General features: G+C 69.0%; 16 protein-coding genes. 6 read left to right on the top strand and 10 right to left on the bottom strand.

The window, feature by feature from the left end; all coding sequences use genetic code 11:
• Positions 1-34 precede the first annotated feature (34 nt).
• On the top strand, positions 35-931 hold the full coding sequence (locus tag ACYVAK_RS08530) for a LysR family transcriptional regulator (RefSeq protein WP_461059895.1): 897 nt from the start codon (positions 35-37) through the stop codon (positions 929-931).
• 119 nt (positions 932-1,050) lie between these two features.
• Here the strand turns inward: ACYVAK_RS08530 and dksA are convergent, their stop codons facing one another.
• A complete protein-coding gene (gene dksA, locus ACYVAK_RS08525; RefSeq protein WP_461059893.1) occupies positions 1,051-2,073 on the bottom strand; it encodes an RNA polymerase-binding protein DksA in 1,023 nt (340 codons plus the stop codon).
• A gap of 40 nt (positions 2,074-2,113) precedes the next feature.
• Between dksA and yidD the strand changes: the two genes are divergently transcribed.
• Positions 2,114-2,374: a membrane protein insertion efficiency factor YidD gene (gene yidD / locus ACYVAK_RS08520; protein WP_461060526.1), complete on the top strand. Its 261-nt coding sequence runs from the start codon at positions 2,114-2,116 to the stop codon at positions 2,372-2,374.
• 29 nt (positions 2,375-2,403) lie between these two features.
• Here the strand turns inward: yidD and folE2 are convergent, their stop codons facing one another.
• The 6 genes from folE2 to efp form a co-directional block, all read right to left on the bottom strand.
• The gene (gene folE2 / locus ACYVAK_RS08515) at positions 2,404-3,357 is read right to left on the bottom strand and encodes a GTP cyclohydrolase FolE2 (protein ID WP_461059891.1); all 954 of its coding nucleotides are present in this window, start codon (positions 3,355-3,357) and stop codon (positions 2,404-2,406) included.
• Between the two features lie 55 nt (positions 3,358-3,412).
• Positions 3,413-4,231: a hypothetical protein gene (locus ACYVAK_RS08510; protein WP_461059889.1), complete on the bottom strand. Its 819-nt coding sequence runs from the start codon at positions 4,229-4,231 to the stop codon at positions 3,413-3,415.
• A complete protein-coding gene (gph, locus tag ACYVAK_RS08505) occupies positions 4,228-4,890 on the bottom strand; it encodes a phosphoglycolate phosphatase (protein ID WP_461059887.1) in 663 nt (220 codons plus the stop codon). Before gph ends, ACYVAK_RS08510 begins: the two co-directional genes overlap by 4 nt.
• Positions 4,887-5,618: a bifunctional 2-polyprenyl-6-hydroxyphenol methylase/3-demethylubiquinol 3-O-methyltransferase UbiG gene (gene ubiG / locus ACYVAK_RS08500; RefSeq protein WP_461059885.1), complete on the bottom strand. Its 732-nt coding sequence runs from the start codon at positions 5,616-5,618 to the stop codon at positions 4,887-4,889. The genes gph and ubiG overlap by 4 nt, the downstream gene beginning before the upstream one ends.
• Complete coding sequence (locus ACYVAK_RS08495; protein WP_461059883.1) at positions 5,615-6,961, bottom strand: TRZ/ATZ family hydrolase; 1,347 nt, start codon at positions 6,959-6,961, stop codon at positions 5,615-5,617. The genes ubiG and ACYVAK_RS08495 overlap by 4 nt, the downstream gene beginning before the upstream one ends.
• Positions 6,962-7,057: 96 nt before the next feature.
• Entirely contained in the window at positions 7,058-7,624 is a 567-nt protein-coding gene (gene efp, locus ACYVAK_RS08490) for an elongation factor P (RefSeq protein WP_461059881.1), read from the bottom strand.
• 68 nt (positions 7,625-7,692) lie between these two features.
• Here efp and epmB point away from each other — a divergent pair, with 68 nt between their 5' ends.
• Both epmB and ACYVAK_RS08480 read left to right on the top strand, forming a co-directional pair.
• Complete coding sequence (epmB, locus tag ACYVAK_RS08485; RefSeq protein ID WP_461059879.1) at positions 7,693-8,697, top strand: EF-P beta-lysylation protein EpmB; 1,005 nt, start codon at positions 7,693-7,695, stop codon at positions 8,695-8,697.
• Positions 8,698-8,773: 76 nt separating this feature from the next.
• Positions 8,774-10,852, top strand: coding sequence for an EAL domain-containing protein (locus ACYVAK_RS08480; protein WP_461059877.1), 2,079 nt, complete (start codon positions 8,774-8,776; stop codon positions 10,850-10,852).
• Here ACYVAK_RS08480 and ACYVAK_RS08475 read toward each other — a convergent pair.
• Together ACYVAK_RS08475 and ACYVAK_RS08470 are read right to left on the bottom strand one after the other, a co-directional pair.
• Positions 10,837-11,808 carry an NAD(P)/FAD-dependent oxidoreductase gene (locus tag ACYVAK_RS08475; RefSeq protein WP_461059875.1) on the bottom strand — a complete coding sequence of 324 codons (972 nt, stop codon included), beginning with the start codon at positions 11,806-11,808 and terminating at the stop codon, positions 10,837-10,839. The two genes, ACYVAK_RS08480 and ACYVAK_RS08475, sit on opposite strands and share 16 nt — an antisense overlap.
• 36 nt (positions 11,809-11,844) lie before the next feature.
• On the bottom strand, positions 11,845-13,056 hold the full coding sequence (locus ACYVAK_RS08470; RefSeq protein ID WP_461059873.1) for an acyl-CoA dehydrogenase family protein: 1,212 nt from the start codon (positions 13,054-13,056) through the stop codon (positions 11,845-11,847).
• A gap of 96 nt (positions 13,057-13,152) precedes the next feature.
• Here ACYVAK_RS08470 and ACYVAK_RS08465 point away from each other — a divergent pair, with 96 nt between their 5' ends.
• Together ACYVAK_RS08465 and metH are read left to right on the top strand one after the other, a co-directional pair.
• A complete protein-coding gene (locus ACYVAK_RS08465; protein ID WP_461059871.1) occupies positions 13,153-14,106 on the top strand; it encodes an ArsR/SmtB family transcription factor in 954 nt (317 codons plus the stop codon).
• Positions 14,103-17,915, top strand: a complete 3,813-nt coding sequence (gene metH / locus ACYVAK_RS08460; protein WP_461059869.1) for a methionine synthase — start codon at positions 14,103-14,105, stop codon at positions 17,913-17,915. The genes ACYVAK_RS08465 and metH overlap by 4 nt, the downstream gene beginning before the upstream one ends.
• An 18-nt stretch (positions 17,916-17,933) precedes the next feature.
• On the opposite strand, the gene ACYVAK_RS08455 is transcribed toward metH, so the two are convergent.
• Positions 17,934-20,246 (bottom strand): methyl-accepting chemotaxis protein, encoded by a 2,313-nt coding sequence (locus ACYVAK_RS08455; RefSeq protein ID WP_461059867.1) that lies wholly within the window; start codon positions 20,244-20,246, stop codon positions 17,934-17,936.
• Between the last annotated feature and the right edge of the window lie 85 nt (positions 20,247-20,331).

The raw sequence follows: 20,331 nt of genomic DNA, 5'->3' as shown, positions 1-20,331 counted from the left end.
GGAACGTCGACGCGATGATGAGCGGCGCTGGACAATGAGCGTCGACCTGAATCTGCTGCCGCTCTTCCTCGCCGTTTCGACCGAGCGCAACTTCCGCGCCGCCGCCGATCGGTTGGGGGTGACGCGTTCCGCAGTGAGCCAGGGCATCCGCCGACTCGAGGACGCGTTCGGGGCGGCCTTGGTGATGCGCACCACGCGCTCCGTACGCTTGACCGAAGCTGGCGAGCGCCTGCGCGACGCCCTTTCCCAGCCGTTCTCCGACATCGAGGCGGCCCTGGAATCCGTCGCGGCGGAGCGATCCCCGCGTGGCGTGCTTCGCGTCGCGGTCACGTCCATCGCAGAGCACTTCCTCTCCGGTCCACTGATCGCGTCGTTCGCCGCCGAGCACCCCGGCGTCACCCTCGACGTGACCGTGACCGATGACGACGTGGACATCGTCGCCGGCGGATTCGATGCCGGCATCCGCCTGGGGGACGCCATCGACCAGGACATGGTGGCGATCGCGGTCACCGGCGATCAGCGCGAGGCCGTCGTCGCATCCCCCGCCTATCTGGCCGCCCACGGAACGCCGATGCATCCGCGCGACCTGCTCGAGCACCGCTGCATCGGCTGGCGACCGGCGCCGCACGCGGCGCCTTACCGCTGGGAGTTCAGCGAGGACGGCACGCCCTTCGATGTGGCGGTCGAGCCCCAGGTGACGACCAACGACCTGCGCCTCATGCTGCGCGTGGCACTCGCAGGCGGGGGAATCACGTTCGCGACCGAGGAGACCTTCCGGCCCTACGTCGCTACCGGCGAACTCGTGCCTGTGCTGGGCGGCTATCTCCCGCCGTTCCCCGGTTTTTTCCTCTACTTTCCGCAGCGTCGCAACGTCGCGCCAAAGCTTCGCGCCTTGATTGACCACGTGCGCAACGCCGCCTGGTCGGGCTGATGCCTGCGTCGACGAAGCAAGCGCTGCGGATTCGCCCCCCCGGAAACAACAAACCCCGCGATTGCGGGGCTTGTTGTTTCGACCGTATCCGGTCCGTCGACGGACGGTGATCGCTCCTGCTAGTCACCCATCTGCTTCTGCAGATGCTCCCAGCGCTCCTGAGCGTCCAGCGTGCGTTCCGCCGTCGGGCGGGCCTCGAGGCGGTCGAGTCCGATCGGCTCACCCGTGTCCACGCAGAAGCCATAGTCGCCTTCGTCGAGACGGCGCAAGGTGCTGTCGATCTTGTTGATCAGCTTGCGGTAGCGGTCCCGCGTGCGGAGTTCGAGGGCGTTTTCCGTCTCGCGGGTCGCGCGCTCGGCCTCGTCGCCGACGTCGCGGACTTCGTCCTTGAGGTTCTCGATGGTCTGCTGCGATTCCTCGACCAGTTCCTGCCGCCAATGGAGGAGCTTCTGGCGGAAGTACTCGAGCTGGAAGGAGTTCATGTACTCCTCCTTCGGGCTCGGCTTGTAGCCGGCCGGGAGGGTGACGCGTTCAATCACTTGTGTGGGTCGCTTCGGTTCTTCACGGGGACGCTCCGGCTTGACGTAACCGGCGCGATTGCCGCTCGGCTTCGTCTCAGCAGGACGCGGCGCAGGCTTCGCCGGCGTCGCCGTGGGGGTTGAGGGTTTGGCGTTGGCGGCGGACCCCGCCTTGGTCGGCGAGACGACGGTCTTCGACGCCGTTCCAGCGTTTGCCGCCGGAGTCGCCGGCGCCTTGGCCGGAGCCTTCGGCGACGCCGCCGGCTTCGCGGCGGGCGCGGCCTTGGCAGCCACCTTCACCGGCGGCTTGGCGACGGGCTTGGCGGCAGGCTTCACCGCCGGCTTGCCGGTCGCCTTGACCGGTGGCGCCTTGGCCTTGGTGACGACCTTCGACGCGGCCTTCGGCACCGCCTTTGCCGCTTTCTTGGCCGGACTCTTCGCCGGTTTCGCGGCCGGCTTGGACGCAGGCCTGGCCTTGCCCGCGGGCGCCTTCTTCGCCGGGGTCGAAACCGCCTTCTTCACCGCGCTGGCGACCTTGCCGACCGCCTTCGCCACTTTTCCGACCGCACTGCTCTTCTTGGCCGGGGCCTTGGCAACTTTCTTCGCGGGTTTCTTGGCAGCCACGAGGTTCCTCTGGGTCGTTGAGCCGTTGCGGCGGCGTGTTATAGCCTTTCGGCCCCAGCGGGGCAACCCGCCGCCGCTTGGAAGTCCGGTTTTGAAGCGTCTCGTCCTTGCCAGCTTGCGCGGCTACAAGCGCGTCATCAGCCCGTGGCTGGGCCAGCATTGCCGCTTCCACCCGACCTGCTCGATGTACATGTACGAGGCCGTGCAGAAGCACGGCACCGCCAAGGGAGTGTGGTTGGGCACGAAGCGGGTTTGCCGCTGCCACCCCCTCCACCCGGGCGGCTTCGACCCGGTTCCCTGACCGGGTCCCAGCGGTTGCCCCGCGGCCGATCAGCCGCGAGGGCCGTAGCCGCCGTCGATGCCCTTGACCGCGACGGCCACGGCGTCGTGGGCGTGCAGGCTTTCGAAGTGCGATGCGCGCAGCCAGAAATCGGCGATGCGCTCGTCGTCCTGCAAGGCCGCCTGCATGCGGCGCGCGGCGTCCTCGCAGAACATCAGGTTCTGGCCGTTGAGGCGGGCGAACGCCTGCTCGTCCTCGCGCTTCACGGCCGTCTGCACCGGCGTTTTCAGGGCGCCCTCGATGCGATCGACCAGCTCGACGATCGGCAATTCGTTCGCGTTCGGCGCCAGCCGGACCTTCACGTCCGCGTGGCTGCGCTGGCTGTGCGGGGTGGCGACGATGCCCTGCTCCGAGCCGAGCCAACGCAGCACCGCATCGGCATCCACCGACCCGCCGGCCGCGAAATCGCCGCGGAACTGCTCCTGGATCAGCTGCCGTGCCAGGGCGGCCGAGCAAGGGCAGGTGCTGGAGTACGCCACCTGCACGCCGAGCTCGAGATCGAACCCATTGCGGTCGAGGGTGGCCACCAGGGTGACGGGATAGGCCTTCCAGCCGGTGTTGTCGCTCACCAGCGCCTTGCGACGCAGCAGGTGGTCGAAGCGGATCTCCACCATCGCCCGGTCCGACAGGTCGGCATGCGAGTCGAGGAAATCGCGCAGCAGGCGACGCAGGCTGTTCGCGCTCAGCGGCTCGGCGGCCAGATGGCGGTCGAGATGCAGGTAGAGGCGCGACATGTGGATGCCGCGCACGTCGGCGCGGTGCAGGTTCACGAACGCGGTGATGCGGGCCGGCACGGCCACCGCCTCGGCGCCGCCCGTGACGACGCGGACGGGGGCTTCGATCTCGCCCATACCCACCCAGGCGAGTTGGCCGGCCGTTGCGGGACGGGCGTCGTTGGCGATGTCCGGCATGATGCGGACGACGTTTTCGCGGGTCGGGGACATGGGGGGTCCGGTCAATAAAGGCAGGCACCCTAAGTGGGTGCGGGTGCAGCGTACGTCAAGTCGTGCGGGCGGCCGGCGCGTCGCTGCGCAATGCAGCGTTTCGGGCGCAACGCCAGGCGTGCCACACGTCGAAGAAGGCCGCGGCGGGTCCAGCCGGGCGGCGGCGCCCGTCCGCGCTGCACGCCAGGGCGAGGCGGTCGGCGTGCAGGCCCACGCGGCGCGGATACGCCCACCCGACCGGGGAGCCTTCGGGGAGCAGCTCGTGCAATTGCTTCGCCCAATCGCGGCGCAGCGCCTCCGCCTCCGTCCCGGCGAGTTGCTCGCGTCGCAGGCCATGGCGTGCGAACAGCACCAGCGGCACGCGGGCGCGATCCGTCGCCTGGAGACCTCGTTCAAGACGCAAGCGAAGCCAATGCACCGCGAGGCAGCGCGCTTGCATCTCGATCTCGGGTTCGGCACCGAACAGATGGGCTTCGACGCGAACGAGGGCTTCGGCGAACGGACGCAGGGCCGCGAGGGCGCCCTCGCGATCGGCCGAGGGCGCATCGTCGGTGGCCACGGCCAACAGGGCATCGCCGATGCCGGTCCACGGCCCACCACCGCGGACGAGGACACGCGTCAACGGGTGCCTCGCCGCCCCGCGGGCGACGCCGTCCAGTTCCTCGGCCCACCATCCCGACTTCACCGCGGTCACGCGCGGGTCCGACAGTTCGAACGCGCATTCGCGCAGTTCCTCAAGCAGGGCCACCCAAGCCATGTAGACGGCGCGCGAGTCCGTCGGCACGAAGCCGGCCGCAGCGCGGTGGATCGGCTCCCGCACTTCGGCCTTGGAGAAGGCCGCGCGGAGGCCTTCGTCGATCGTCGGCGAGCTCATGCGCCCTGCCCGGCCAGCCACTGACGAAGGGCCTCGGCATCGCGGCAATCGACGTCGGCTTCCCAGGACCGCGGGTCCTCGTGCGCTTCGCGATACCCCCAGAGCGCCGCGGCGCTGGCCATGCCGGCGGCGCGGGCGGCCTCGATGTCGCGGGCGTCGTCACCCACGTACAGGCAAGCCTCCGGGGCGACGCCCAAGTGCGAGGCGGCGAGCCACAAGGGCTCGGGCGCGGGCTTCTTCACGGGCAGCGTGTCCCCGCCCACCAAGGCCTTGGCGCGCGCAGACCACCCCAGCCCCGCCACGACGCCCACGGCCAGGCCTTCGGGCTTGTTGGTGACGATGCCCCAGGACCATCCACGGGCCTCGATGTCGGCGAGCAGCGGCTCGATGCCGTCGAACGGCCGCGTATGCACGGCCAACGCTTCCGCGTAGGCCGCCAGGAAGCGCGGGAGCAAGGGTTCGCGGGCGTCCTCATCGAGTTCGGGAAACGCACGGGACAGCAGCGCCCGTCCGCCTTTCGACACCAGCGGCCGCAGGGCATGGTCCGGGAGCGGCGGCCTCGCTTCCTCGATCAGGACGCGGTTCACCGCGGCGATCAGGTCGGGCGCGGTGTCGGCGAGGGTGCCATCAAGGTCGAACAGCACGGCGCGCAGGGTCATCCGGGCTTCCGTGCGCAAAGCAGGTAGTTCACCCGGGTGCCCGGGGCGACCCACGCGGTCTTGCGCAGCGGGTCGTAGTGCAGGCCGCTGGCATCCTCGACCTCCAGCCCCACGGCGCGCAGCACGCGCGTCAGCTCGGAGGGCTTGATGAAGGTGCGGTAGTCGTGCGTGCCCTTCGGCAGCAGGCCGGCGACGTACTCGGCGCCGACGATCGCCAGCGCGAAGGCGGCCGGCGTGCGGTTGATGGTCGAGACGACGAGGCGGCCACCGGGCCTCAGCAGGCGGGCGCAGGCCTCGAGGATGCTCCCCGGCTCCGGCACGTGCTCCAGCATCTCCATGCACGTGATCGCATCGAAGGTGCCGGGCTCGGCATCGGCGAGGGCTTCGACCGGCTGCACGCGGTAGTCGAGGTCGAGAACCGCGCCGCCCTGCATCGCCTCCAGGCGGTGCAGCTTGGCGATATCGATCAGCTCCGGTGAGAGGTCGAGCCCGAGCACGCGGGCGCCCTCGCGCGCCATGGCCTCGCTGAGCAGACCGCCGCCACACCCGACATCCAGCACGCGCGCACCGCGCAGCGGCTGGCGCGCCGCGACGTACCCGAGCCGTGCCGGATTCAGCACATGCAGCGGCGCCTGCGGGCCCTCCGGATCCCACCAGCGGTTGGCGAGCGCGGAGAACTTCGCCACTTCCGCCGGATTCACGTTCGTCGCCGCGGCCGTGGCGCTCATGCCGAGGCTCCCGGGCGCGGGATGTCGGCGATGCGGCGCGCCCACTGCCTGGCCTTGGCCTTCAGGGCGTCCGCATCGATGTCCACGAGGCCTCGATCCCGGAGCTTCGGTCGCCCGGCGATCCACACGTCGCTGACCTGGTGGCGCGTCGCGACATAAACCAGATGCGACACCACGTGGTACAGCGGCTGGAGCTCGAGCTCCCCGAGGTCGACCAGTGCAAGGTCCGCCTGCTTGCCCGCTTCGATCGAACCGATCTCGTCGTCGCGGCCGAGGGCCTTCGCACCCGCCAACGTGGCCGCCTCGAGCGCGGCCGAGGCGTCGAGGGCCCTCGCGTCGCTGGCGACGGCCTTGGCCAGCAGCGCGGCGTGGCGGGTCTCCTCGAACATGTCGAGGTCGTTGTTGCTGGCGCAGCCGTCGGTGCCGATGGCCACGTTGACGCCGGCGGAACGCAGCGCCTCGACGGGGCAGAAGCCGGAGGCCAGTTTCAGGTTCGACTGCGGGCAGTGGGCGATGTGCACGCCGCGCTCCGCACAGAGCTTGATCTCGCCCTCGGTGAGCTGGGTCATGTGCACGGCGATCAGGCGCGCATCGACCACGCCGAGCCGATCCAGCCGTGCCAGCGGGCGCTGCCCGTGCTGGGCCTGCGAATCGGTGATTTCCTGCGCCGTCTCGTGGACGTGGCAGTGGATGGGAATGTCGAGCTGGGCCGACAGCATGTTGATGCGCTCGAAGCTGGCGTCCGACACCGTGTACGGCGCGTGCGGCGCGAACGCGAAGCGGATCAGCGGGTCGCCGCGCCAGGCGTCGAAGACCTCCAGCGCCTTGTCGAAGTACTCGGCGGTGGTCCGCGCCCAGGGCGACGGGAACTCGATGACCGGCAGGCCCACGGTGGCGCGGAACCCGAGGCGCTTGTAGGTCTGCGCCTGCACGTCGGGGAAGAAGTAGTTCTCGTTGCAGGTGGTGGTGCCGCCCCGGAGCATCTCGGCCACGGCGAGCTCGATGCCATCGGCGATGTAGTCGGGCCCCATCACCGCCCCTTCGATCGGCCAGATGTGCTCCTGCAGCCAGGGCATCAGCGGCAGGTCGTCCGCCACGCCCCGGAGCAAGGTCATGGGGTTGTGGGTGTGGATGTTGACCAGCCCCGGGATCAGCGCAGCGTCGGGCCGCGACACGATTTCCGCCGGGAGGAAGCGCGCCCGGGCCGCGGCGCGCGGCAGCACCGCGAGGATGCGGCCGTCCTTGACGGCCACGGCGTGGTCCGCGAGCACGGCGCCCTTGGGCACCACCGGCACGACGAAGCCGGCTTCGATCAACAGGTCGCAGGGTTCGAGCACGTTCACTCCCCGGATAAGGCTGCGGCGCGCCGGTGAGGGCGCGCCGCAAGGATGCCGGCCCCGCCGTGGCGGGGCGATGACGCCAGAGGCTGGCGTACGCGATTACTTGACGCGGCTGACGTACTCACCGGTGCGGGTGTCGACCTTGATGACTTCGTCCTGGCCGACGAACAGCGGCACGCGCACGACCGCGCCGGTTTCCAGCTTGGCCGGCTTGCCACCGCCGCCCGAGGTGTCGCCACGGACGCCCGGGTCGGTTTCGATGATCTTCAGCTCGACGAAGTTCGGCGCCTGCACGGCGATCGGGGTGCCGTTCCAAAGCGTGACGACGCAGGGCTCCTCGCCCTTGATCCACTTCGCGGTGTCACCCACGCCAGCGGCGTCGGCCTGCACCTGCTCGAAGGTCTCCTGCTGCATGAAGTGCCAGAATTCGCCGTCGTTGTAGAGGTACTGCATGTCGGTGTCGACGACGTCGGCGGCCTCGACGTTGTCGGTGGCCTTCATGGTCATTTCGACCACGCGGCCGGTCTTGATGAAGCGGTACTTCACGCGGGTGAAGGCCTGGCCCTTGCCCGGCTTGACGTATTCCGTCTCGGTGATGACGCACGGCTCGTTGTTGACGATGATCTTCATGCCGTTCTTGACGTCATTCATGCCGTAGCTGGCCATGCGGGTGCTCCTGAACCTTTAGAATGCGGGGCTTCACGGCCCGGTCGGGCCGCGCGTAAAGACCCGAGATGATACCCGTTCCCGCCGCCGCCCGGCAGCCGGCCCGTTGGCAGGCCCTGTGGCGCGAGGCCCTTCGCGACCCCGTCGAACTGCTGGAAGGCCTGGGCCTTCCGGCCCTGGCGGCGCGCGTCTCGGCCACGGCGCAGGCGCAATTCCCGTTGCGGGTGCCGCGCGGCTACGCCGCCCGCATGCGCCACGGCGACCCGGCCGACCCCCTGCTGCGGCAGGTGCTGCCCATCGACGAGGAAGACCGCCTCGTACCGGGCTTCAGCCTCGATGCCGTGGGTGATGGTGCCGCCAAAGGGGGCACCGGCGTCATCCACAAGTACGACGGCCGCGCCCTGCTGATCGCCACGGGAAGCTGCGCCATCCACTGCCGCTACTGCTTCCGCCGGCATTTCCCCTATGCCGACGAGACTGCGGCGGCGGGCGGCTGGGCCTCGGCCCTCGACTACTTGCGCGCCGATCCGTCGGTGCGTGAAGTGATCCTCTCCGGCGGCGATCCGTTGAGCCTTTCCACGGCCAAGCTGGCCGAGTTGACCGATGCGCTGCGCGACCTTCCGCAGGTCACCCGGCTGCGCCTCCACACCCGGCTTCCGATCGTGTTGCCGGAACGGATCGACCGCGAATGCCTCGACTGGATCGGCGCCCTGCCCTGGCCGGTGGTGATGGTGGTCCACGCGAACCATGCCAACGAGATCGACGCGTCGGTCCGCGACGCCTGCCAATCCCTGCGCCAGCGCGGGGTCCACCTGTTGAACCAGTCCGTGCTGATGCGCGGGGTGAACGACGACGCGGACGCCTTGGTCGCCTTGTCGGAGTCCCTCTTCGAGGCCGGGGTCCTGCCCTATTACCTGCACCTGCTTGACCGCGTGCACGGCACGGCGCATTTCGAAGTGCCGGAAGCCGAGGCCCTCGCCCTGCGCGCGGCCATCCACGCGCGACTTCCGGGCTATCTCGTGCCGACGCTCGTCCGCGAAATCCCGGGGCAGCCTGGCAAGACCCCGGCCTGACGCGACGGCAGGGGCCGCGAGGCGTTGCGCTGTCCGTATACTCGGACGGGATACCGATGCGACCCCCGGAGCCCGAATGCCCACGAACGACGCCGTCCTGCGCCTTCTCCTGGTCGACGACCGCCTGGAGGACGCCGAGCAGCTCACCAGCATGCTCCGCAACGGCGGCATGGCCGTGCGCCCGCAACGTCCGGACCATCTGGACGACCTGCGCAATCTGCTGTCGACGCAGAGCATCGACCTGGTCGTGGCCGCCATGGATGCCGCCACGATCCCGTTCGACGCGGTCGTGCGCGAGGTGGAAAGCAGCGGCAAGGACCTGCCCGTACTCGCCGTACTGGAGGGACTCACCGAGAGCGGGCTGCTCGATGCGTTGAAGCGGGGCGCACGCGACGTCGTGCTGCGCGACCAGCCGGCCCAGGCGCAGACCGTCGTGCGCGCGGAGGCCGAGTTCGTCCGGACCCGACGCGCCGTCCGCGTGCTGGAAGCACAGCTCCGCGAGACCGAGCGGCGCTGCGACGCGTTGATCAACTCCTCGCGCGATCCGATCGCCTACATCCATGAAGGCATGCACATCCGGGCCAACGAGGCCTACCTCGAGATGTTCGGCTACGAGAGCTTCGAGGACATCGAAGGCCTGTCGGTCCTCGACCTGATCGCCTCGTCGCACGCCTCGTCCTTCAAGGACCTGCTGAAGCGTTTGTCGAAAGGGGAAACCCCTCCGAGCCAGCTCGAAATCAAGGCGATGGATGCGACGGGCGGAGAGTTCGACGCGTTGATGGAGTTCACGCCTGCCTCGTACGAGGGCGAGCCCTGCCTGCAGATCGTGTTCCGGCCGCAAATGGTCGACGCCTCGATGGCGGCCGAGCTGGAGGCGCTGCGCCTGCGCGACCCGCTTACCGGCCTCGCCAACCGTGCCCACTTCATGGGTGAGCTGGAGCGCGTGGTCGCGGCCGCGGCCGGCGGACGGCACCACCAGGCCCTGCTGCTGGTGGAGCCGGACAACTATGAAACCCTCGTCGGCACCATCGGCATGGCGCAGGCCGACGAGTTCCTCAAGGCGTTCTGCGAACGGCTCGGGACGGCCCTCGACGACACCACCATGGCGGGCCGGCTGTCGGACCACCGCTTCGCCGTGATCTGCCGGCTCCACGACCACAAGGCCAGCCAGGTCCGCGCCGAGAGGATCCGCGCGGCCTTCCAGGGCAAGATCCTCGAGGTGGGCGACCGGTCGCTGACGCTGACCGTCAGCGTGGGCGGCGTCCAGATCGGGGAGCGCAATGCGCAGATCGGCCCCGTCCTCAGTCGCGCCGAAACGAGCCTTCAGTCGGCGATGGGCGTGGGTGGCGACCGGATCGAGATCCACGATCCCGCCGCCCGCGACCGCGCCGAGGAAGAGCGCATCCAGGCCTGGGTGCAACGTCTTCGCGACGCCTTGGACAACGACGGCTTCGTGCTGCACTACCAGCCCATCATCAGCCTCAACGGCGAGCCCGGCGAGACCTATGAGGCCTACCTGCGCCTGAAGGGTAACGGCGGGGAGATCATCAACCCCTCGACGTTCCTGCCCCTCGCCCTTGAGCAAGGCCTCGGGCCGGACATCGACCGCTGGGTCATCCATCGCGCCATCGCGGTCATCGCCGAGCGCAAAGCCGCCCGGAAGGATACGACCCTGTACGTGAAACTCGGCCCGGAGAGCATCTCCGCGAACGACCGGCTTGCCGCGGAAATCGTGGAGGCGGTGAAGGCAGCGGGCATCCCGGGCGGACTGCTCGTGCTGCAGTTGCACGAGCCGGCCGTTTTCACCCACTTGAAGGCGATCCAGGCCTTCGCCCAGACACTGCATGCCGCGGGCGTCCGCCTCGCCCTCGAGCATTTCGGAACGGGCCTCAATTCGTTCCAGCTGCTGCAACACATCGATGCCGACGTGGTGAAGATCGATCGCAGCTATATCACCGACCTGTCGAAGAACGGCGAGAACCAGGCGAAGGTGCGCGAGTTCGCCGAGAAGGCCCGCGAGCTCGGGAAGACCTGCGTGGTGCATTACGTGCAGGACGCCGCAAGCATGACCGTGCTCTTCGGCATCGGCGTGGACTACGTGGAGGGCGACTTCCTGGCGGCGGCCGGACCGGCGATGAACTACGACTTCGGCTGAACCTCGGCGAGAAGCCGCTTGGCGGCGGCACGCCCCGACACCCACGCCCGCTCCGCGGGCGCCATGGTCGAGGTCTCCGGCGGCCCGAAGGCGTCGCCCGCGAACACCAGGCCGGGAGCCTCGAGGGGCACCGGATCGATCCGATCCAGGGGCCGGGCGTAGCGCCAACGATGCGCCGACACGTTGCGGATCGCGGCGGCGTCGACGCCGGTTCGCGCGACGAAGGCCTCTTTCAGACGGCGGGCGATGTCGCCCGCGTCCGCCTCGAGGTTCGCCTCGCTCCACTCGGCACTGGCATGCACAACCCAATGGCCCGAGTCCGCGCGTCCAGGCTTGTCCGCTTCGCGGTAGATCGCCTCGACGACATCATCGGAAACGCGCTCCCCCACCCGGCCAGCCGCCTCGACGTCGACGGCAAGCAAGGCCGCCCAACAGGGCGAATAGCGGATGCCGGCAAGGGCCATCGCCGCCGCGGCGTGCGAGGTACCCAAGGGGGCTGCACTGTTCCGCAGCAGCGTGGCGGCCTGGGGTGCCGGGATCGCGAGCACGACGGCCGGAGCAACGCCGACCACGCGACCATCCGCATCGACGGCGCACCATCGTCCCGCATCGTGACGCAGCACCGCGACCGCCACGGACCATCGCGGTGCCAGCCCATCGAGCAGCCCAGCGACGAGGGCGTTCATGCCGGGAATCCCGACATGACCGGAACGCCACACGCCGGCTCGCCCCGCCGCGGTTTCGGTCGACAACCAAGCGTCGAAAGCCGATGTGCGGGCCTGCAGCCAAGCCGCTCCGTGGTCGAACGAACCGGTGCCTGCTCGGCGCGTACTCAGCCGCCCCCCCGGGCCGCGGCCCTTGTCGAGGGCAAGGACCGTGCGCCCGGCGTCATGCAACGACCGCGCGGCCGACGCGCCGGCAAGGCCGGCGCCGACGACGAGAACGTCGACATCCATCGGGACGAAAGGGGGGGCTGGCGCGGCCGTGGGGACTCAGCGCAGCCCGGTTTCGTTGCGGGCGATGACGAGGCGCTGGATTTCGCTGGTGCCTTCGTAGATCTCGGTGATCTTGGCATCGCGGAAGTAGCGCTCCAGCGGCATTTCCTTCGAATAGCCCATGCCGCCGTGGATCTGGACCGCCGCGTGGGTGATCCACATCGCCGCTTCCGAAGCCGTGAGCTTGGCCACTGACGCCTCGGTGCTGAAGCGGCCGCCGGTCTTGTCGGCCTGCGTCTTCGCCCATGCCGCCTTCAGCGTGAGGATCTCCGCCGCGTCGAGCTTGCACTTCATGTCGGCGATCTTGGCCTGGATCATCTGGAAACTGCCGATCGCCTGGCCGAAGCTCTTGCGCTCTTTCACGTAAGCCACGCTGGCCTCGTAGGCCGCGCGGGCCAGGCCCACGGCCTGCGAGGCGATGCCGATGCGGCCTGCATCCAGGACGCCCATCGCGATCTTGAAGCCCTCGCCCTCCACGCCGACGACTTCCTCGGCGGTGGCCACGTAGTCCTGGAACTCGATCTCGCAGGTGGCGGAGGCGCGGATGCCGAGCTTCGGTTCGGTCTTGCCGCGGAAGAAGCCCGGCTTGGCGGTGTCGACCATGAAGGCGGTGATGCCCTTGGCGCCCTTCGACGGGTCGGTCATCGCGAACAGGATGATGTACTTGGCGACCGGACCTGAAGTGATCCAGCTCTTCTTGCCGTTGATCACGTACGTACCGTCGGCCTGCTTCACCGCGCGGCAGCGCATGGCCGTGGCATCGGAGCCCGACTGCGGTTCGGTCAGCGCGAAGGCGCCGATCTCCTTGCCCTCGGCGATCGCGCGGACGTATTTCTGCTTCTGCGCCTCGGTGCCGAACTTCAGGATGCCGTTGCAGAACAGCGAGTTGTTCACCGAGACAATGGTGCTGTGCGCGCAGTCGGCGGCGGCGATCTCGATCATGGCCAGCACGTAGCTGATCGGATCCATGCCGGCGCCGCCGTACTCCGTGGGCACCTCGATGCCCATCAGGCCGTTCTCGCCGAGGATGCGGATGTTCTCCAACGGGAACTCGCCCGTGCGGTCATGGTGCTCGGCGCTCGGCGCGATCTTCTCCTGCGCGATACGACGGGCCACGTCCTGAATCATCAACTGCTCTTCAGTGAATCCGAAATCCACAGCACACCCCGGTCGGCAAACGGAAAGTCGCGAGTGTAACCGCTGACCCATACCCCACGGCATGGTGCCGGGGTGAAGGCGCGCCTTGACCCGGCCTGAAGCGGCCTCCAGACTAGTTCATCGCTGGATTCGGATAAAAAGATACATATGGACCTGCAAGCCTGGTCGGATTGCCTGAAGGTGCTGGCCGACCCTACCCGCGTGCGCCTGCTGGCCCTCGTCGAACGCGAGGAGCTCACCGTCGCCGAGCTGGCGACGATCACGCACCTGGCGCAGCCGCGCGTGTCGACGCACCTCGCGAAGCTGCGCGAGGCGGCGCTGGTCGTCGACCGTCGTGCCGGCGTGTCGGCCTACTACCGGTTCAACGACGCGCTGGAGCCCGCGGAGGCCGCGCTCTGGCGCACGTTGCGCGATGGCGCCAACGATCCGCTGCTCCGTCAGGACGCCGAACGCCTGCCCACGGTGCTGGCGGCCCGCGCCTCGGACCAGAACTGGGCCGATTCCGTGGCCGGCGACATGGAGCGCCACTACTCCCCCGGCCGCACGTGGGAAGCGCTGGCCCGCAGTGCCCTGCCCCTGCTGGAACCCGTGGATGTCCTCGATATCGCCTCCGGCGACGGCCTGATGGCGGAGATGCTGGCCCCGCACGCGCGGCGCTACCTGTGCATCGACGCGAGCCCGAAGGTGATCGCCGCGGCACGCGAGCGGCTGTCGAAGTACGCGCACGTCGAGCTGCGTGAGGGCGACATGCATGCCATCGACTGCGACGATGCGGCGTTCGACCTCGTGCTTTTGATGCACGCCCTGACCTATGCCGAAAAGCCGGCCAAGGCCCTGACCGAAGCGGCGCGCGCCTTGCGCCCAGGGGGGCGCCTGCTCGCGACCTGCCTCGCCAGACACGAGCATCAAGCCGCGGTCGAGCCTTATGGCCACCTCAACCTCGGCTTCACCGAAAAGGAACTGCGCAAGCTTGCGGAGAAAGCGGGGCTCGAGGTGCGCGTCTGCGAGGTCGTCGCGAAGGAGAAGCGGCCGCCCCACTTCGAGGTGATCAGCCTCATCGCGCACAAGCCGGGCCTCTCGCCGGAGCGCAAGCGCGGATGAGCGACCTGCCCTGGAAGCATGCGAACCGCGTCCTGCAGCTGCTCGACGCGATGGCATCGCGGATCCTCGTACTCGACGGCGCGATGGGCACGATGGTGCAAAAACACCAGCTCACCGAAGCCGACTACCGCGGCGAGCGCTTCAAACAGGGCTTCGATGGCCTGCAGTTCTCGCCCAGGGCCAGCGACATCCCCTCCGGCCACGAGCGCGCACACTTGGCGCCCGACCACGAGCACGGCGAAGGGTGCGGCTGCGGCAGCGACCTGAAAGGCAACAACGACCTGCTGGTGCTGACCAAGCCCGAGGTGATCGCCGGCATCCATCGGGCCTATCTCGAGGCCGGCGCCGACCTGATCGAGACCAACACCTTCAACGGCACGCGGGTCGCCCAGGGCGACTACCGTCTCGAGCACCTCGTGCCCGAGCTGAACCGCGAGGCGGCCAAGCTCGCCAAGGCGGCCTGCGCCGAGTTCGAAGCCCGTGACCCGACGAAGCCTCGCTTCGTCGTTGGCGTGCTCGGCCCGACGCCGCGCACGGCCTCCATCTCACCGGACGTCAACGATCCATCGTTCCGCAACATCGATTTCGACAGCCTGGTAGCGCAGTACCGCGAGGCCGCCGAAGCCCTCGTCGAAGGCGGCGCCGACGTCCTGATGGTCGAGACCATCTTCGACACGCTGAATGCGAAAGCTGCCGTCTTCGCGCTGGAGACGATGTTCGCGGCGCATGGCGCCCGCTGGCCGGTGATGATCTCCGGCACCATCACCGACCGCTCCGGCCGCACGCTCTCGGGCCAGACGGCGGAAGCGTTCTGGTATTCGCTGCGCCACGCGAAGCCCCTGTCGATCGGCCTGAACTGCGCCCTCGGCGCCCGCGACCTTCGCGCCCACATCGATGTGCTGTCCTCGGTGGCCGAATGCGCGATCAGTTGCCATCCGAACGCCGGCCTGCCGAACGCCTTCGGCGGCTACGACGAGCAGCCGGGAGAAACCTCCGGCGTGCTGCGCGAGTTCGCCGAGGCCGGCTTGCTCAATATCGTGGGTGGCTGCTGCGGCACCACGCCCGAGCACATCGCCGCCATCGCCCGGGCCGTGGCCGGCCTGCCGCCGCGCGCCCTGCCCTCGCTGACCCCCCACATGCGCCTCTCGGGCCTGGAGCCGTCGGTCATCACGCCGGAGAGCAACTTCGTCAACGTCGGCGAGCGCACCAATGTCACGGGCTCGGCGCAGTTCAAGAAGCTGATCCTCGAGGGCCGCTTCGACGAGGCGCTCGTGGTCGCCCGCCAGCAGGTGGAGAATGGCGCGCAGGTCATCGACATCAACATGGACGAGGGCATGCTCGATGCCGAAGCCGCGATGGGCCGCTTCCTGCGCCTGATCGCCGGCGAGCCGGACATCGCCAAAGTGCCGGTGATGATCGACTCCTCCAAGTGGAGCGTGATCGAGACCGGCCTGAAGAACGTCCAGGGCAAGCCGATCGTCAATTCGATCTCGCTGAAGGAAGGCGAAGCCGAGTTCCTGCGCCAGGCCGAGCTGCTGCGCCGCTACGGCGCGGCCGTGGTCGTCATGGCTTTCGACGAGCAGGGCCAGGCCGACACCTTCGAGCGCAAGGTCGAGATCTGCTCGCGCGCCTACGCGCTGCTGACGGAACGCGCCGGCATCGCGCCCGAAGACATCATCTTCGACCCCAACATCTTCGCCATCGCCACGGGCATCGAGGAGCACGACGACTACGCCGTCGCCTTCATCGAGGCGACGCGGGCGATCAAGGCGCGCTTCCCCCTCGCCCACGTCTCCGGCGGCGTCTCCAACGTCAGCTTCGCGTTCCGCGGCAACAACCACGTGCGCGAAGCCATCCACGCCGTTTTCCTTTACCACGCCATCCGCGCGGGCATGGACTTCGGCATCGTCAACGCCGGCGCCCTGGCGCTGGTCGACGACCTCGACGCGGAACTGCGCGAGCGCGTCGAGGACGTGGTGCTGAACCGCCGCCCCGACGCCACCGAGCGCCTGCTCGCCATCGCCGACCGCTACAAGGGCAAGAAGGGCGAGGTGAAGGTCGAGGACGCCGCGTGGCGCGAACTGCCGGTGGTGGAACGCCTCAAGCACGCCCTCGTCCACGGCATCGATGCCTTCATCGAGGGCGACACCGAAGAGGCGCGGCAGGCCTTGGGCCGACCACTCGACGTCATCGAAGGCCCGCTGATGGCCGGCATGAACGTGGTCGGCGACCTGTTCGGTGCCGGGAAGATGTTCCTGCCCCAGGTGGTGAAGTCGGCCCGGGTGATGAAGAAGGCCGTGGCCGTGCTGCTGCCCTACCTCGAGGCCGAGAAGGCCGCCGCCGGCGGCGACGCCAAGCAGCGCGGCAAGATTCTGATGGCCACGGTGAAGGGCGACGTGCACGACATCGGCAAGAACATCGTCGGCGTCGTGCTCGGCTGCAACAACTTCGACGTGATCGACCTCGGGGTGATGGTGCCGGCGCAGACGATCCTCGACCGCGCTCGCGAGGAGAACGTTGATCTGATCGGCCTGTCCGGCCTGATCACGCCGTCGCTGGAGGAGATGAGCCACGTCGCCAAGGAGATGAAGCGGCAGGGCTTCACCGTGCCGCTGATGATCGGCGGCGCGACCACCAGCCGCGCGCACACCGCGCTGAAGATCGACCCGCACTACGCCGAGCCGGTGGTGTGGGTGAAGGACGCCTCGCGCGCCGTCGGCGTCGCGCAGTCGCTGCTCTCCAAGGACCTGCGCGAACCCTTCATGGCCGGCATCGTGGCGGACTACGAGGACGTGCGCCGCCGCCACGCCAACCGGGGCGACGCCAAGCCCCTGATGCCATTGGAGCGCGCCCGCGCCAAGCGCTTCGCGCCCGACTGGTCGGCCTACGCCCCACCGCAGCCCGCGTCACCTGGCGTGACCGTGTTCGACGACGTGCCCTTGGCCACGCTGCGCGACTTCATCGACTGGACGCCGTTCTTCCAGACCTGGGAACTCGCCGGGCGCTTCCCGCAGATCCTCGACGATGCGGTGGTCGGCGCGCAGGCCCGTGAACTCTGGCGCGACGCGCAAGCCATGCTCGACACGGTGATCGCGGAGAAGTGGCTGACGGCCAAGGCCGTGGCCGGGCTGTGGCCCGCCGCGCAGGAGGGCGACGACATCGCCGTCTTCGACCCGGCACAGCCGGCGCAGCGCCTCGCCACCCTGCACACGCTCCGACAGCAGGCCGACAAACCGGACACCCGCCCGAACCTCGCGTTGGCCGATTTCATCGCCCCGTCCGGCCATGGCGACTGGGTCGGCGCGTTCGCCGTGAACGCCGGCATCGGCATCGAGCCGCACGTGGCGCGCTTCGAGGCCGCCCACGACGACTACAACGCCATCCTGTTGAAGGCCTTGGCCGACCGCTTCGCCGAGGCCTGCGCCGAATGGCTGCACCGCGAGGTGCGCACCCGGCTGTGGGGCTATGCGGCAGACGAGGCCTTCGACAACGAGGCCTTCATCCGCGAGGACTACCGCGGCATCCGTCCGGCCCCGGGCTACCCGGCTTGCCCCGAGCACAGCGAAAAGCGGACGATCTTCGACCTGCTGCAGGCGGAACAGCGCATCGGCCTCTCGCTCACCGAGAACTTCGCGATGTACCCGGCTTCGGCGGTGAGCGGCCTGTACTTCAGCCACCCCGACAGCCAGTACTTCGTGGTCGGCCGGCTCTCGCGTGAGCAGGTGGCCGACTACGCGAAGCGAAAGGGCATCGCGCTGGAGCAGGCCGAGCGCTGGCTGGCGCCCAACCTCGACTACGACCCGGACTGAGTCCGGGTCGCAGCGGGCTCACTGCAAGCGGAAGCTGGCGGCCGCTTGACCCAGCTGGTTGCTCTGGTCTTCGAGCGCGCGGGCCGAGGCACTCGCCTCCTCCACCAAGGCGGCGTTCTGCTGGGTGGCCGTGTCGAGCTGGCTCACGGTCTGGTTCACGGTGACGATGCCCTGCGCCTGCTCCTCGCTGGCGGCGCTGATCTCGGCGACGAGATGCCCCATCTTCTCGACTTCGGAGACCAGGGCACGGATCGACGCCCCGGCCTGGGACACCTTCTCGGAACCGCCGCGCACCGCCTCGACCGAGTGCGCGATCAGGGACTTGATCTCCTTGGCCGAGGCCGCGCTGCGCTGCGCCAGCGCGCGCACCTCGGAGGCCACGACGGCGAAGCCACGCCCCTGTTCCCCGGCACGGGCCGCCTCCACCGCGGCATTGAGGGCGAGGATGTTCGTCTGGAAGGCGATGCCGTCCATCACCGTGATGATGTCCTCGATCTTCCGGGAGGCTTCGGCCACCTGCGCCATGGCATCGACCGCTTCCGCAGCGACGTGCCCCCCCTCCTGCGCGATGCGCCCGACGCCTTCCGAAAGCCTCTTCGCGGTGCGGGCATTCTCGGCGTTCTGCTGCACCGTCGCCGTGAGTTCCTCCATCGACGAGGCGGTCTCCTCGAGGCTGGCGGCCTGCTGCTCGGTGCGCGCCTGCAGGTCGCTGTTGCCGGCCGCGAGTTCCGACGACACGGTGCGGAACACCCCGACGGCGTCCTGGATGCGGCCGACGATGTCCGCGAGCTCCTCCACCGTCCTGTTGGCGTCCGCCGCCATGCGGCCGAACGCCCCCTCGTAGCGCTGCTCCATGCGAACGCGCAGGTCGCCATGGGCGAGGCCGGCCATGAACGCCTGCAGTTTGGCGGTGATGTCCTCGAAGATGCCGAGCACGCGGTTGATGCCTTCGCCGAGCTGGCGCACGTAGCCCGCCTTGCTGGCGGTGTCGATCCGGTGCCCGAGCTCGCCCCGGCTCGCCGCCTCGACCACGTCTTGCACCTCGCGCTCGATGGCGATTTCCTCGGTGCGGTCCTTCCACTCCACGACATAGCCGATCAACAGTCCCGCATGGCCGAATGCCGGCGTCACGACCAGATCGAAGATCAGCCCCGATATCACCACCTGGCCGCGATGCGGGGCCTTCATCCCGGCAAGCATGGCGCGTTGGCGTGCCGGGTCTTCGTGGAAGCGATCGATGGACGAGCCGACGATCGAATCGGCGGTAAAGCCGGGGATCGCCGAGGCGATGCGGGCCTCGTGGCGGCGGAAGGTTTCGAGGACGGCCCTGTTGGCGAAGACGATGTTGAAGCGGCGATCGGCGACCATGATGTTCGTCGCCGCCATGTCGAGCGCCTGGTTGATGCGCGACGAGGCGGCCGCCTCGCGGCGGAGGCGTTGCGTGCTGAACTCGAGCCGGACCTGCAGCGACTTCAGTCCGAGGAGCACCGCGCCGACCTCGTCGGCCCGGGAGATATCCACGACACCGTCGTGCTTCTCGGCCGCGATCTCGTGGAACAGCGCCTTGGCCCGCGCGAGACGGCCGACGACGTCTCTGGAAAGCCACCAGGCCGAGTACGTGGCGAAGGCGCCGCTGGCCAGCCACAAGGCGACGAGGGTGGCCGAGGAGGCGCCCTTGGCCTGAAGCCACAGCAGCGCACCCGCCGCCCCGACGCCGAACAGGGCCAGGAGGAAGAGGCGGGAGGTCAGGGTCAACCGCCACAGCGGATTGAGCGCCCGGGCGAGGCTGGGGGGGTGAACCACGCCGTTCTCGATCTCGAAGCGCGACAGCCGGCCGTCGCGGATGTCGCGATACCGGCCCTCCGCCTCGGCCACCTGCGCCCGGGTCGGCTTCCGCCGCACCGAGACGTAGCCTTCGAGCCGGCCCTGGGCGTCGTAGATGGGTGCGACGTTCGCTTCCACCCAGTAGTGGTCGCCGTTCTTGCAGCGGTTCTTGACCATCCCGACCCACGGACGGCCCTTCTTCAGCGCGGCCCACATGTCGGCAAACGCCGCAGCCGGCATGTCCGGATGACGGATCATGCGATGGGGCTGGCCGATCAGCTCGGCCTCGCTGTAGCCGCTGATCTCGATGAAGTAGCCGTTGACGTAGGTGATCCGCCCCTGCGGATCGGTCGACGAGACGATGGTTTCGCCGTCGCGGAACTCGACTTCGACCCCCGTGACCGGCACGTCATGCCGACGGTCGCGCCTCGACGGGGAGGGTGCGGGGGACGGGCCGGAAGCCGTTCCACGGGGCTTGGCATCGGACATCGAGTGGGGCATCGGCATGTCGGGCTCCCTTGGCGTCGTCGTAGCTGACCCGCGCGCCGCATCGCCCGACATGACCTCAATCAATTCCGGGCCTCACGCGCCG

Source organism: Silanimonas algicola (assembly GCF_054777375.1).
This window is presented reverse-complemented; position numbering and strand designations above follow the sequence as displayed.